This is a genomic window from Thioflexithrix psekupsensis, assembly GCF_002149925.1.
GTDB classification, from domain to species: Bacteria; Pseudomonadota; Gammaproteobacteria; order Beggiatoales; family Beggiatoaceae; genus Thioflexithrix; species Thioflexithrix psekupsensis.
Window position 1 is genome coordinate 832,208 of sequence record NZ_MSLT01000012.1, and the last position, 15,341, is coordinate 847,548.

The 15,341-nt window shown below is 37.4% G+C and carries 9 protein-coding genes; 6 read left to right on the forward strand and 3 right to left on the reverse strand.

Translation table 11 applies throughout. The features are described 5' to 3' along the window. Positions 1-9 precede the first annotated feature (9 nt). Entirely contained in the window at positions 10-4,950 is a 4,941-nt protein-coding gene (locus tag TPSD3_RS08755) for a response regulator (protein ID WP_176329798.1), read from the reverse strand. 234 nt (positions 4,951-5,184) lie between these two features. Here TPSD3_RS08755 and TPSD3_RS08760 point away from each other — a divergent pair, with 234 nt between their 5' ends. The 4 genes from TPSD3_RS08760 to TPSD3_RS08775 all read left to right on the forward strand — a co-directional run bounded on the left by TPSD3_RS08760 (position 5,185) and on the right by TPSD3_RS08775 (position 10,235). Then, positions 5,185-5,544, forward strand: coding sequence for a PilZ domain-containing protein (locus tag TPSD3_RS08760; RefSeq protein WP_086488166.1), 360 nt, complete (start codon positions 5,185-5,187; stop codon positions 5,542-5,544). A 155-nt stretch (positions 5,545-5,699) separates the two neighbouring features. Continuing rightward, the gene (locus tag TPSD3_RS08765) at positions 5,700-7,619 is read left to right on the forward strand and encodes a M48 family metallopeptidase (RefSeq protein ID WP_086488167.1); all 1,920 of its coding nucleotides are present in this window, start codon (positions 5,700-5,702) and stop codon (positions 7,617-7,619) included. Positions 7,620-7,811: 192 nt separating this feature from the next. Then, positions 7,812-9,752: a hybrid sensor histidine kinase/response regulator gene (locus TPSD3_RS08770; RefSeq protein WP_176329799.1), complete on the forward strand. Its 1,941-nt coding sequence runs from the start codon at positions 7,812-7,814 to the stop codon at positions 9,750-9,752. Positions 9,753-9,758: 6 nt separating this feature from the next. Beyond that, positions 9,759-10,235 carry a rhodanese-like domain-containing protein gene (locus tag TPSD3_RS08775; RefSeq protein ID WP_086488169.1) on the forward strand — a complete coding sequence of 159 codons (477 nt, stop codon included), beginning with the start codon at positions 9,759-9,761 and terminating at the stop codon, positions 10,233-10,235. A gap of 9 nt (positions 10,236-10,244) precedes the next feature. Here TPSD3_RS08775 and TPSD3_RS08780 read toward each other — a convergent pair whose 3' ends face one another. Next, positions 10,245-10,865 carry an arylesterase gene (locus TPSD3_RS08780; protein ID WP_217884407.1) on the reverse strand — a complete coding sequence of 207 codons (621 nt, stop codon included), beginning with the start codon at positions 10,863-10,865 and terminating at the stop codon, positions 10,245-10,247. Between the two features lie 18 nt (positions 10,866-10,883). Then, the gene (locus tag TPSD3_RS08785; protein WP_086488170.1) at positions 10,884-12,173 is read right to left on the reverse strand and encodes an HlyD family type I secretion periplasmic adaptor subunit; all 1,290 of its coding nucleotides are present in this window, start codon (positions 12,171-12,173) and stop codon (positions 10,884-10,886) included. A 169-nt stretch (positions 12,174-12,342) separates the two neighbouring features. Here TPSD3_RS08785 and TPSD3_RS08790 point away from each other — a divergent pair, with 169 nt between their 5' ends. Both TPSD3_RS08790 and TPSD3_RS08795 read left to right on the forward strand, forming a co-directional pair. Then, positions 12,343-13,836, forward strand: coding sequence for a complex I subunit 5 family protein (locus TPSD3_RS08790; RefSeq protein WP_086488171.1), 1,494 nt, complete (start codon positions 12,343-12,345; stop codon positions 13,834-13,836). After that, complete coding sequence (locus tag TPSD3_RS08795; protein ID WP_176329800.1) at positions 13,833-15,329, forward strand: complex I subunit 5 family protein; 1,497 nt, start codon at positions 13,833-13,835, stop codon at positions 15,327-15,329. The genes TPSD3_RS08790 and TPSD3_RS08795 overlap by 4 nt, the downstream gene beginning before the upstream one ends. The last annotated feature ends 12 nt before the right edge of the window (positions 15,330-15,341 follow it).

The window sequence follows — 15,341 nt, forward strand, 5'->3', positions numbered from 1 at the left end:
TGCTGTACATTACTGATATAACCACACCCGCATTAACGACAACAATCTATCCGTATCGACGGGCTTCGTTAAATAATCATTTGCGCCAGCTTCAATGCAGCGGGCTTTGTCTCCTTTCATGGCTTTTGCAGTCAATGCAATAATCGGCAATTTGCGCAATGCGGGTTGTTCACGAATTTTTTGCATGGCTTCATAACCGTCCATTTCAGGCATCATAATGTCCATCAATACCAAATCAATAGGCGATTCTTCAGCCAACGTATCTAAGCCTTCTTGGCCGTTATTTGCCACTAAAACTTCCATATTTTTACCTTCTAAAAACGTCGCCAGCGCATAGGTGTTGCGAATATCATCATCCACTAATAAAATTCGCTTGCCATTAAAAATTGCTTCTCGATCATGCAAACGCTGCAACATAGAGCGTTTCTCAGGCGGCAATTGTTCAGAAACTTGGTGTAAAAATAAAGTCGCTTCATCTAACAATCGTTCGGGTGATTTCACCTCTTTAATGGTCAGCCGATCTTCACATCTTTGACGCAATGATTCCTCTTCGGCATTCAATTCTCGATCACTGTACAATATCACGGGAACTTGACTGGGATTATCTTGATCGTGCCATTGCGCCAATAATTGCAGTCCTTGCCCTGCTTTTTCCACATCCACATCAATAATGGCACATTCAAAAGATTGCTGTGACAATTGCTGTGTGGCTTCGGTGCAAGTTTTCACCACCGTAGGGGAAACATTTTCTGCTTCAATCAGTGATAAAATTTCGTTACTTTTCTCATCACTATCCGTCACAATTAAAATGCTGCGTAATGTTTTCTCAATAAAATGCTCAATGGTACGGAAAGAAGAACTTAATGCTTCCATGCTAATGGGTTTTAATAAATAACCAATTGCGCCCATTCGCCGTGCATCTCGATTTTCATCCGCTGCCGACATAAAATGCACAGGAATATGGCGCAATTCGGGATTATCTTTCAATTTTTCCATGACTCCCCAACCATCCATTCCGGGCAAGCCAATATCTAAAATAATCGCATCAGGTTGATATTGCTGTGCTAATGTCAATGCGGTCAAACCATCTTCAGCAATTAGGCATTTAAAATCTTTTTCATGGGCTAATTCCATTAAGACATGAGAAAATTTGCGATCATCATCGACAATTAAAATTAATTTATCCGCACTATTTAATAATTCTCGATCATCTGCAATGGGTAAAGATTCGCTGGATTCTAATGTTTCTTCCACTTTATTAGCCGCGTTGGAATCCGTCGCTATTTCACCAGAGGGAGTGGATGATTTAGAGCGCGATTTATCAGTTTCTATTTGCGCTACTTTCGGTTTAAATGAAGGTGCAAAAGAAGAAGCCACTGGTGAATGCGTTGCCGCTTCTAATACCGAACTGGGCATAGAAGGCATTGGGGTGATATTCGGCAATTGCTCAGGAATGCAAAGAATAAAAGTACTGCCTTTCCCTAATTCACTTTCTAATAATAATTCTCCTCCCAATAAACGCGACAATTGGCGAGAAATCGACAAACCCAATCCTGTGCCACCATAACGGCGATTAGTGCTGCCTTCGGCTTGTTGAAAGGCTTCAAAAATTACCTGTTGCTTATCTTTAGCAATGCCAATTCCCGTGTCAGAAATCGCAATAGCAATACTGGAATGAGCAGGCAGATTTAAACGTTTTGCCATTTCTGGAGTAGGGCGTGTCACTTGCATTTTAATACTGCCCTGACTGGTAAATTTAAAGGCGTTAGATAACAGATTATTTACAATCTGCTTTAACCGCTGTCCATCCGTGAATAAATGCGTGGGCAAATTACCTGCAACATTCAGTTCATAACTTAAATTTTTCTCTTCAGCCAAATGACGGAATTTTTGCTCAATATTTTGCAATAATTCCATCAATTCCACCTGTTCCACGTGGGCTTCAACTTTACCCGCTTCAACCTTGGCCAAATCAAGGATTTCATTAATTAACGACAATAAATCAGAACCTGCGCTGTGAATCGTGCGGGCATATTCGACTTGTTTATCGGTCATTGTTCCCGTCTTATTATCGATTAACAATTGCGCTAAAATTAATAAGCTATTTAACGGCGTGCGCAATTCATGGCTCATATTCGCCAAAAATTCTGATTTATACTTACTGGCTAATTCCAATTCTTGCGCTTTTTGCTCAATTGCGGTGCGGCTAATTTCTAAAGCCTCATTGGTTTTGCGAATGTCTTCTTTTTGCAATTCTAAGGCTTGCGTGCGTGCTTGCAATTCTTCGTTGGCTTGGCGCAATTCTTCCTGCTGACTTTGCAATTCTTCGGCTTGACTTTGCAATTCTTCGGCTTGCTGTTGAGTTTGTTGCAATAAGGCTTGCATTTGATTGCGCGATTCAGCCGTTTGTACCGCAATACCAATAATCGGCATGGCTTGCATTAAAAATTCAAATTGCACCGCATCAATATCCGCAAACATCCCAATTTCTAACACGCCTTTTAATTGAGTTTCATAAGAAAAAGGCATGATTAATAAATTACTCGGTGGCGCAGAACCTAAACTAGATTGAATGCTAAGATAATCATCAGGAATTTCACTAACCAAAATGCTTTGATTTTCCAAAGCAGCTTGCCCTACCATACCATCGCCAATTTCAAATTCATTAGCCAAATGTTTGCGTTTTTGAAACGCATAAGCGGCATATAATTTTAAAAAAGGTTGGGCGTGTTGCGCATTAGGCGGTTGCAAAATATAAAAAGTACCCACTGGGGCTTTTAAATAAGTACAGAGAAAAGTAATAATATTGCGCGCTAATGCGGCTAAATCTTGCTCACCGCGAATAGTGTCATTTAATTGCGCTTGACCGCCTTTTAACCAGTCTTGCGTGCGCGTTTGCGAAATGGCTTGACGTAGGGTACTGGTCATGTCCAATAACGCCCGTCCTAGCTCATCTTCTTCAGAGCGCATCATCACGGCTTTATCATAATTTCCTGAAGCAATAGCACGAGTTTGTTCAATGGTTTCTCGCGTGTTGTCTTTAAGCTGACGCACCGATTGAATAATCTCAGCAATTTCGTCATTGGCTTTATAGACAATATCAGTTTTAGTAATTCTTCCTTGCGACAATAATTTTAAGTGTTCTCTAATCTGCAATAAAGGAGTGACTAAACGACGACTAAATCGGCTAATCATAAATAACACAATCAATGTAATAGCCAACGCAGTAAAACCCATTCCCCATTGCAAAACCCGAATAGGCGCGAAAGCTTCTTGCTTAGAAATTTCAGCAATTAACGCCCATTGATGTTGTCCCACTTTAATGGGCGTATAAGCTGACAAAACAGGTTCATTCACATAATTTTGTGTGGTTTGTTTGCCCATTTCTCCTGCTAATGCGGCTTTCACACTGCTGGTTTCTATACGCCGATTTAACGATTCATTAAGGGCATTTTTTAGAAAAAATTCTTTATGTTGGCGCAAACTGTCTGAACGTAATAAATAATCAGAACCGACTAAATAAGTTTCGCCTGTTTCTCCCATTCCTGTATTGTATGCCATGATTTGATTTAGGCGTTCATTAGACATTTGCAAGGCGACAATTAATTTAATTTCTCCCCCATGAATTAATGGCAATGCCATAAATGCGGCAGGAGAATTATCACTGGGTGGATATAAATCAAAATCACTAATACCTAATGCTCGCGTTTTTAATACTTCTCGCACCACTTGCCCTAAAGGAGAATTCGCATATTTGCCGCTAATAATATTAGTGTTATAATCAGATTCTCTCATTACAGAATAAAAAATTAAACCATCAGGATGAATTAAAAATAAATCCCGATAATTATATTGCTTCACATATCGAGTAAAGAAATCATCCCGTTCCCCTTGTTGCTTGGGACTCAACACTTCTTCTAATTTTACAGTGGTGACAATTAACCAATCTAAACCTGAAATATTAACAGGACTGATCGCCTCAGCACGTAAAAAATCAATATCGTGCGCTTTTAAATCAATAACGGGTTTATTATCACGCAATATGGCGCGTAAAAACTGCGTATCTCCCGTGAATTCCACACCAAATTGCAACGCACGATCTCCAGAATTAGCACGGCCTTGATTGCGATAACTAAAGCGATTATTACTGTGTCCAATTAAATAACTTTCTCCCGTATCTCCCATGCCCGCATATTGCTGCATAATGTCATTAATAGGATTTGTCGTTAAAGCCATAACCACCACGCCATTGACTTCTTTTAAACTGTTATAAGCAGGCATGGCTAAAAATAAAATATGTTTATTTTCAGCAGGTGCATGGGGGCTAATATCTTGAATAGAAAATTGAGTTCTTCCCCGCCGAAAAGCACGAGATAATCCCGTGGTTTGCAATGCGCCTTGCAGTAAATTTTGTCCTTGTTCCTCACCGCGAGTTGCACTGTACAATACTTGGCCTTGCAGGCTAATTAATAACACATCATGATAACCTTGTACCAAATAACGACGGAATTCATTATCAAATTGTTCAGCAATTTTCTTTGGCCAATCCAATGTTGATGCAGATTCTCCTTGCGTAAATAAGGCTTCTTCATATTGTTGCAATGAAGCAATAACTGATGAGCTTTCTGCCAATACAGCAATATCATTGGCACGTTCACGGAAATAGCTCTGTAATTGGTTAATTTTATTTTCTTGAATGCTTTCAAATTTAAGGAACGCATTCTGTTGAAACGTACTAACCACATTCAACAATACTTGCATGTCTTGTTGTCGTGTATAAAATAAAGATTCAACTTGTCCTTTTTTAAGCTCTAAAATACTTTCTAATTGACCAAATGCTTGTCGTGATAATGCGTCTTGACTTTCTACCAAAGCAAAATAACCAATAACCACCACAGGTAAAAAACCAATGGCTAAAGAAGTGGCTAATATTTTGGTACGGATTTTCATTTGTCTAAACAGGTTCATAAATTTTATACTCATTGAATGTTGCAACTCTATTTTTTATCTCTAATAAAAATAATGACTAACAAAACGATTATTCTAAGCAAATTGCCATTAAATTGTCATCTGTTTTTAATCGCCTTGTCACTCCTTACGAATAGTATTGGTTGTGGGTTTTGTTAAAAAATCCAAAGTCCGTAAAGTGTACGATAAATTTATTTTGAATTAAAGCAAAACAAAATGCAATCACGAAAATTTACCCGCCATCCTGTTGAAATTCCTTTGACTATCAAGCCATTAGTGAGTGATGTGCTTGTGCCACTGGAGGAGGTGTATTCAAAAAATGTCAGTTCGGGGGGGCTGGCGTTTAAATCGACTCAGGTGTGGGAAATAGGCACGATTGTGAGCATTGTGGTGATGTTGACTCCACCTTTTGAATTTTTAGGGCGCGTCGCATGGTGCGAGCCAATGGAGGATGAACCGTCAAACTTTGAAGTGGGGATAGAATTTATGGCAAAAAAAGCCAATGTTTTGGAATCTGCTTTGCAAATTCAATCTTATCAAACGATGGTGCAAACTCATGAAAAGCTAAAAAAATAAATCACTTATCTGTCAATATTTTCCTCTCTCTATTTCCATTTTCTTCAAAGCCCACCCTTTCACAAACCATTTTTTAATTGCTATACTTTGGCCTGTTAGAATAACAAAATACTAAGGTTATCTGATTCAAGCTCATTGAATTTGGCATTAAAAAAATGGATTTCTTTCATCATCAAGATCAGGCTAGAAAACAAACACGCTTATTGTTATTTTACTTTATATTAGCAATAGTGGCGATTGTTGTTATTTTAAATTTTTCTTTCTTTTTATTGCTGTCTCAATTTATTTTTATTGAGAGTTTTCAAGTCTGGTTATATCATCCTATTATTATATGGCTTAATATTGCTTTAATTGGCATTATGTTAGGTGCAACGGGATGGCGCATGTACCAATTGGCACAAGATGTTGATGCACTGGCTTATTTATTAGGCGCAATTGAAATTCCTCCCGATGCTTTACGTCCTGAAGAGCGTCGTTTATTAAATGTAGTAGAAGAAATTTCAATTGCTTCTGGCATTCCTGTCCCTAGCGTTTATTTATTAGACCATGAATATGGTATTAATGCGTTTGTATCGGGCTATCGGGCGACGGAAACAATTTTAGTGGTGACTCGTGGTTTATTAGAAAAATTAAATCGAGAAGAATTGCAAGGCGTTATTGGGCATGAATTTAGTCATATTTTAAATGGAGATACTCGTTTAAATTTGCATTTGGTGGGACTATTATCGGGTATTTTAGTGATTGGACAATTGGGTTTTTTTCTCTTCACCAATGGCACTTATCAACATCGGCGAGAGCATTTTCAACAATTAACTGGCGGAGAATATTTAAAAAATTTACAAGTTTCTCCTTTAATGTTACCGCCTGCATTGATTTTAATTACTATGGGTTATTTAGGGTTATTTATTGGGCGCATTATTAAAGCAGCGATTAGTCAACAACGAGAGTTTTTAGCGGATGCTTCTGCGGTGCAATTTATTAGAAATCGTCAAGGATTAATTAATGCCTTACTTAAAATTAAAAATGATAAGATAGGGGCAAAACTTTTTAATTTTCATACCGAAGCGATTAGTCACATGTGTTTTGCGCAAAGTTTAGTCACGCATTTTTCTAAAATTACCGCAACACATCCCCCGTTAGAAGCACGAGTGATTCGTTTAGATTTAACTTATAAATACCGTTTTAAATGGCAAAAACAAAAAGAAAAACAACAAGCAATTATTGACCCGCGCACTGTGCCACCTTTTCCCGAAGCGGCTTATTTACAAAACAATCAATTTAATGCCCAAGCCGCTCGCCATTTAACTGCACAAATCGGCAAACCAACCCCAGAACATTTACACTATGCGGCGGAATTATATCAACGTTTACCTGACGAATTATTAGCGCAAGCACGACACAAAGAAACCGCACAGCAATTAATTTATGCTTTATTGTGTCAAGGTAAAATCAGTGACCGAAAGAAAAAGCAACAAGTTTTGCAAGATAAAACAAATGCAAATACATTAGAAGCGGTTATTAAGTTAATGCCATTAATTCAATCTTTTGGTATAGAAGGACGCTTGCCATTAATTGACTTGGCTATTCCTGCATTAAAACGTTTATCTTATCCTGAAAGAAAATATTTTTTAGAAATTATTGATGCTGTGATTAAAGCTGATGGGCGTTTTAGTTTATTTGAATTTGTATTGGCAACCATTATTCATCAGCATCTTCCTGTGTTATCTGCGCCACGAATAAAGCCTTTATCAACTTTAGAACCTGTGTTGACAGAAGCCATTATATTTTTGGCTTTATTAGCGCATGTTGGAGGGGGAGAAACGGCGTATCAAGCTGGTTTATCTATTTTGACTTCGCAAACGATTTCACCACCTCATTTAGCCCACTATTCTGCACGTCAATTACAGACAGCTTTGCGGCGTTTGCAAGCCTTAAATCCCTTGTTAAAAAAGCAAGTGGTGACCGCTTACGCCACTTGTGTCTTGAGTGATGGGCAAGTGCGTCCGCGAGAAATGGAGGTGTTGCGGGCGATCACCGAGGCATTAGATTGTCCGATGCCTCCTTTGTTACTTTAAAGAATAAATTAACATCATGATTTTTAATGAAAAAATAATTTACAAAAAAAAAATGGTTTATTTTTTGCACTTTATAAATTGAAGCGGGTTTGTGGAAACTGTTTTTTAGTATAAAAAATTTAATTTGGATTTTTATCTTAGTAAAAACGATGGGTAATTCTTAATATGACATTAAAAACAAAATTAACTTTTATGTTAATACCACTCATTATTTTACCCATGTTATTATTAGGTAAAATTGCTTATGATGCTTTAGTGACAGCGTCCAAACAAACTGTATTGGCAGAGATGAATAAAGCCTTGAGTCAAGCCACTCAAGAAAGTCGTTTGCATTTGAAAACTGCACGTGCTAATACTGAATTATTATCCCATTCCGAAACCTTAGAAAACTATTTAAAAACCACCTCTGATCAGCGCACTCAAAATCAAGCAGAAGCGGTAAAGCGTTTATTTAATTCTTATTTAGATACTTATGAGCATTATTTAGCCATTCATTTACTAAAAGTCGATGGTCATGAAATGCAATGGTTTTCAGTCGAAAAAATACCTTCTTTTTACAATGAAGCAGATATTGCGCAATTATTTCATCGCACCCAAAATAGTTCAGAAGTGATGGTATTGTTTAATGCCACAGAAACAGCGCATCAATTACGTTTAATTTTAGTACAGCCTTTATTGTATCGTTTATCTCCTCATTCCGAAGCGCGTTTGTATGGTTATTTATTTTTATCTTTGCATCCTGAATTTTTAAATAGTCAGGTTAATAGTATTTTAATTGATCGTTCGGGTTATCTTTTTGTTATGAATCGACAAGGGCAGGTTTTATATCAACCCCGTAGCCGTTTGGTGGATATTAAATTGTCGAAACAATTACCACGTGAAGAATTAGATTTATTTGTGGATAATTTAAATAAATTTGAACCTGTTTTAGGAATGATTCAAAACCAATCTGCTTATTTACAAGGCGCAATGTTATTTGATGATCTCTATATTTATGCCATTTTGCCTGAATCTAATGTATTGGCTGCTGGGAGATTATTACGAGATTATTTATTTTTTATTGTTAGTTTAAGCAGTTTAGTGGCGTTTTTGCTTTTATTTATGGTATTAAATCGCCTTATTATTCAACCTGTGCAACATTTAGCTGAAGCCAGTGAAAAAGTGGGACGTGGTGATTTAGAAACGCAAATAGAAACAACACAAAAAGATGAAATTGGTGCATTAGCCAATGCTTTTAATAAAATGGTGATTGAATTGCGTAAAGCCTATCAACAAATAGCTTCCGCTAAAGATGAATTAGAGGAGAAAGTTTATCAACGTACTTTGCACTTACAACGTTTAAATGCAGAATTAGTGATTGAGCGAGAAAAAGCCGAAGCTGCCAGCCGTGCTAAAAGTGAATTTATGGCTAATATTAGCCATGAATTGCGCACGCCCATGAATGGCATTATTGGCATGACTGATTTTTTATTGTACATTATTGAAGACCCTAAACAACGAGAATATTTAGAAGTGTTGCAATCTTCTAGCGATAATTTAATGAACATTATTAACGAAATTTTAGATATTGCTCATTTAGAAGCGGGTAAAATGTCTTTATATATCAATACGTTTAGTTTGCGTGATTTGATCAATCGTCAAATTGAACGTTTTTATCCTAAAATTGAACAGAAAAATTTAACTTTTAAAGCTGAAGGCTTAAATGATTTACCGCAATATGTTCAAGGAGATAATGAACGAATTTCTCAGATTATTGAGAATTTGATTGAAAATGCTATTAAATTTACTGAATCAGGCCACATTATTGTGCGGGCACAAATTTTAGAACAAACGGAGCAAGCGGTAGATATTCAATTTGAAGTGATTGATACAGGAATTGGCATTCCAGAATCACATTGTTTGCATATTTTTGATAAATTCACTCAAGTCGATGGTTCTAGCACTCGTCGGCATGGAGGAACGGGATTGGGATTGGCTATTAACCATCAATTGGTTTGTTTAATGGGAGGGACAATGGGAGTGGAAAGTCAGTTGGGATGTGGTTCGCGTTTTTGGTTTCATCTTAAACTGGATAAAGTGGCTAATAAAATAGCAGAATCGGCCGAATCTTCAATCACAGAAGTAAGTAATTAACTGATAATGAATGTCAATTCAGACCATCAAATTAGCATGACTGACCCCGAAGGCATTATTTTAGTCATTTCGGTGGCTTTGTTGTTTTTAATGGTTCGTTTATTACCCCGTTTTATTGCAGGATGGCGGGCAACGATTAATCCACTGTCATTAAAAGAATGGTTAGAAAAAACAAATAAAAAAACTATTTTATTAGATGTTCGTTTAGCTGATGAATTTCACAGCACAATGGGACATATTGAAGGTTCTATTAACATTCCTTTACCTGAGTTATTAGCCCATATTCAAAATAATCCCCAATTCCAAACTTTAAAATCAGAACGCATTGTGTTAATTTGCCAAACTGGCGGGCGATCCGCGATTGCCGTGCGTTTATTGAGACAACAGGGCTATCGCTTTGCTTTGTTATTAGAGGGCGGAATGCACGCATGGATAGCCGAAGAATTGCCTGTGGTTTGCGTGCAAGATAAAGAAAAAATCTGATGATATGACTTAATCTGATAATAATGGCTCTAATACCTGCCATATATTATTTAACATAATTGGTTGAGCTGCGGCATTAGGATGAATATCATCACTTTGCATTAACTCAGGGTTATCAGCAACACCCGCCAGAAAAAAAGCCTCAAATGGCAGTTTATATTGTTCTGCTAATTCAAGAAAAATAGCTTCAAATCTTTCAGTATAAGCAGCACCATAATTAGGGGGAATTTTTATTCCTAATAAAAGCAGTTTTGCGCCTTGATTCTGAATTTTTTCAATCATCTGAATAAAATTGTCACGCATCTGTTTTAAACTTAATCCGCGCAATCCATCATTTCCTCCCAATTGCAAAATAACAATATCAGGTTGATATTGTTTTAATGAATCAGGCAAACGAGATAAACCATTATGCGTAGTATTTCCGCTAATGCTGTCGTTAATAACACGGTAAGAACTTTTTTGTTCTTGCAATTTTTTTTGCAGTAAATGCGGCCAACTTTCCTCCGCTTTCATGCCGTAACCTGCACTTAAACTGTCGCCTATAATTAAAATCGTTGGTGCGGTTTGATTTTCCGCTCCTACGGGGATAAAATAAACCATAAAAATAAATGCGATAATTTTATTCAACATAAAATATTTCCTTGTTAATCAACGTTCTTGTAACGCATTATGCCATGCACGATGAATGGGTTTTAGTAAATAAGACCACACCGTTTTTTTACCCGTTAAAATGTCAACTTGTGCTGTCATTCCGGGCATAATCGGTAATGATTGCTGTAAATGATTAAGATAATTTTTTTCAGTACGCACCCGAATTAAAAAATAAGAATCTCCCCGTTCATCTAATAAACTGTCTGCACTAATATGTTCTAAATGTGCCGTTAATCCGCCGTAAATAGAGAAATCATAAGCGGTTAATTTCACCATCGCCGCCAAACCCGGCCGCAAAAAAGCAATGTCGGCTGGACGTACCCGCGCTTCTACCAGCAAAGAGTCCTCTAACGGCACGATTTCGACCAAATCCATACCGGGCTGTACCACCCCACCAATGGTGGTCATTTTCACTTGCTTGACCGTTCCACGCACGGGAGAACGCACCGCCGTGCGCACCACGCGATCTTTCAGGGTCTCGCTGGATTCACTGAGTTGTGAAGCCTCTAATTGTAATTCATTTAGTTCGCGCACAGCTTGATTGCGAAAATTTGAGCGGGCTTCTACAATCTTTTGCACCACTTCGCGCACACCCGCTTCAACTCGCGGAATGCTGGCATTAATGGTTTCCAAATCGCCTCGTAATGTGGTGTTTTCTCTCTGTAAACGCAAGAGATCAATTTCTGACATCACGCCTTTTTTCACTAAAGGTTCGGTGATGTTAAGTTCTTTCTGGATTAATTTTTGGTTATTTTGTATTTGAGTGCGGCGGGTTTTTAATTCTTTAACTTCTAATTCCCGCTGTTGTTTTTGTTGATTTAAAACATCTAAATTGGCTTGTAAAGTTTGTTGTCGAGATTGATAGAGTTGATATTCGCGTTCAAAAGCAATTTTTTGTTCTGCATTAAGTGATTTGGGAATAGTAAATTTTTTTTCTTGTGATTCTGCTTGCAAACGGGCTAAACGGGCTTCTAAATCGACTGCTTTTAATTGACTTTCTCGATAAGAAGAAGCAAAACGAGTATCGTCAATACGTAATAAAACTTGATCTTTTTCCACAATATCGCCCGCTTTAACATTTAATTCAGCAATAATGCCACCTTCTAAATTTTGCACCACTTGCAAATGACTTGAAGGAATCACGCGCCCATAACCTCGTGTGACTTCATCTAATTCGGCATGATAAGCCCAGACACTGATGAGCGTCATCAATAATAAACTCATCCATAAAATCAAATGGCTATAATAAGATGGGCGAGTGTGTTGAATCACACGTTTTTGGTACATAAAATTGTCCTTTTGCTCAATGATGCTTGTAAAAAATTAAGACAAACCAATATTGTTTAACAGTATGTCGTAAAATATAGATTTTGTCATCATCAAGAGTGATATTCTGAGCGATGAACGAATTAAATTTATTCCATTTTATTTACTGTAAAAGGAAACAAAACGAGCAATGGATATTTTAACGGGATCGGCTACTGCATTAGTCATGATGCCTTTATTGGCGGCGGTGCTTATTTTTTTATTGGGTTCTCGTTTTTTAAAGGGCTTATTTTTTTTAACATTGCTTATTTTATGGAGCAGTTTATATCCATTAACGCAAGCGGTTTGGCAACAATCTATTCTGATTTTTAAATTAGGTAATTGGGGGATGCCATTAGGGATTGAATGGCGTATTGATGGGTTAAGTTTATTTATGCTGTGGCTTAGTGTTGTGGTCGGCAGTGCTATTAGTGGGTATGCTTTATCCTATTTCAGCCAATATAAAGATAAGTATAAAGCAGAATTATTTTGGCCATTGTGGTTATTATTATGGAGTGGTTTGAATGGTTTATTTTTGTCCGCAGATATTTTTAATTTATATGTCACGTTAGAAATTTTAACGCTGGCGGCCGTGCCATTAATTGTGTTAAGTGGTGGCTTGACGGCTATGCAGGCGGGAATGCGTTATTTAATGATAGCATTATTGGCTTCTGCATTGTATTTATTGGGTGTGGCATTATTATATGCTTCTTATGGAACATTAGATTTATATTTGCTGAGTGAACGAATAGAATTAACACCATTGACCATGACAGCTATTATGCTGTTGGTATTAGGATTATTAACGAAATCAGCACTTTTTCCTTTACATTTTTGGTTGCCACCAGCTCATGCGGGCGCGCCTGCACCGGTGAGTGCATTATTGTCTGCATTAGTGGTGAAGGCCACTCTTTATTTACTTATTCGTTTATGGCTATATTTAATTCCAAATACGGTTTTACCGTCTATGGGTTTCTTACTGGGTTTATTAGGTGCAATGGCAATTATTTGGGGGTCATTACAGGCATTGCGTCAAACTCGTTTAAAATTAATTATTGCTTATTCTACAGTGGCACAATTGGGTTATATGTTTTTGTTATTTCCTTTGGTATTAGAAATGGACAGCCCTATCAGTTTAATGGCATGGCAAGGGGGCTTATATCAGATGTTGACGCATGGTTTTGCTAAAGCGGCATTATTTATGGCTGCGGGTAATTTATTATATGCCTTAAAAACAGATGAATTAAGCGAATTAAAAGGCAGAATGCAAGCCTATCCTTTAACTTTATTTGCTTTAGCATTAGCAGGGGTGAGTATTATGGGAATGCCGCCCAGTGGTGGATTTGTGGCTAAATGGTTATTATTAAATGCAGCATTTTCTAGTGCGCAATGGTGGTTAGTGACAGTGATATTAATAGGTGGCTTATTATCGGCCAGTTATATGTTTAGAGTATTGCGTTATGCGTTTATTAATCCCAATCTTAATTCACCTAAATTAGACGCTTTAACTCCATTACCGAGAACGATGGAATTATTACCCCTGATTTTAGCGGCTATATCGATTATATTGGGATTTATTAGTTATCAACCTTTAGCGGTGCTAGAAATGGGTAGCCCATTTGTAACAGGGAGTATAAAACAGTGAATTTTGATAATTGGTTACCTATTATAGTTTTGGCAACTTCTTTAGTGCCTGCTATTTTAATTTTTATGTTGGCTGAAACGCGGCATTTTGCCAGAACTATTCTTAATTTATTGGCTGCTTTATTAAAAATAATTTTTGTGGGTATGATGCTGAATGGTGTGTTTAATGAAAAAGAAGAATATTATAGTAGTTTTAATTTAGTACCGGGCATCACATTTGCTTTTCAGGCTGATGCTTTGGCAATGTTATTTATTACTTTGTCTTCAATTCTTTGGTTAATTACTACGGTTTATGCGATTGGTTATTTAGAAAATGCGCCGCATCGAAGTCGTTTTTTTGGTTTCTTTAGTTTATGTGTGGCTTCGACAATGGGCATTTCAATGGCAGATAATTTATTTACTTTCTTTATTTTCTACGAATTGTTAACGCTTTCAACTTATCCATTGGTGGTGCATCGCGGTACAGAAAAAGCTATTAATGCAGGCGGATTATATTTGCGCTATACCATTACCAGCGGTGCAGTTTTATTAATTGCAATTATTTGGTTATATAGCATTACAGGAACTCAAGATTTTGCTGAACAAGGCATTATGAAAAATGTGGGAGAAGATCATTATTTTGCTTTAACCATTATTTTTATTTTATTTCTACTTGCTTTTGGCGTAAAAGCGGCGTTAGTGCCTTTGCACGGTTGGTTGCCGCAGGCAATGGTTGCGCCTGCGCCTGTGAGTGCCTTATTGCATGCGGTGGCGGTGGTAAAAGCGGGGGCATTTGGCATTGTGCGGGTAGTTTATGATATTTATGGGGTTCATTTTGCCCATGATTTGGGTGTTTTGGTGTTATTAACGGTATTGGCTTCTATCACGATTATTTACGGTTCAATACGGGCTTTATTTCAAGATGATTTAAAGAAACGTTTGGCGTTTTCTACGGTTAGTCAAGTGTCTTATATTGCGTTAGGTGTTTCTCTGTTTGGCCCTTTGGGAATTATCGGTGGCGTGGTGCATTTGGTGCATCAGGGCATTATGAAAATTACTTTGTTTTTTTGCGCGGGTAATTTTGCCGAAACATTAGGCATTCATAAAGTCAGTGAAATGCAAGGCATAGGGAAAAAAATGCCTTTAACAATGGGTGCATTTACCATAGGCGCAATGGGAATGATTGGCGTGCCGCCTGTGGCTGGATTTGTCAGTAAATGGTATTTGGGAATGGGCGCATTAGAAGCCAATATGGATTGGGTCATTGGGGTTTTAATTATAAGCAGTTTATTAAATGCGGCTTATTTTTTACCTATTTTATATACGGCTTGGTTTAAGCCAATGCGTCAAGAATGGCCTCACGAAGTTAAATTCGGCCGTCATGAAACGGCATTAATGTTATTATTCCCGCCGTTAATAACTGCGGCGTTGTCTTTATTAGCGGGTTTATTAGCCTTTGCTCCTTTCAGTCCTTTGACTTGGGCAAGTTTAATTTCTAACCGTGAATTTTATTAAAAATAAAGGATA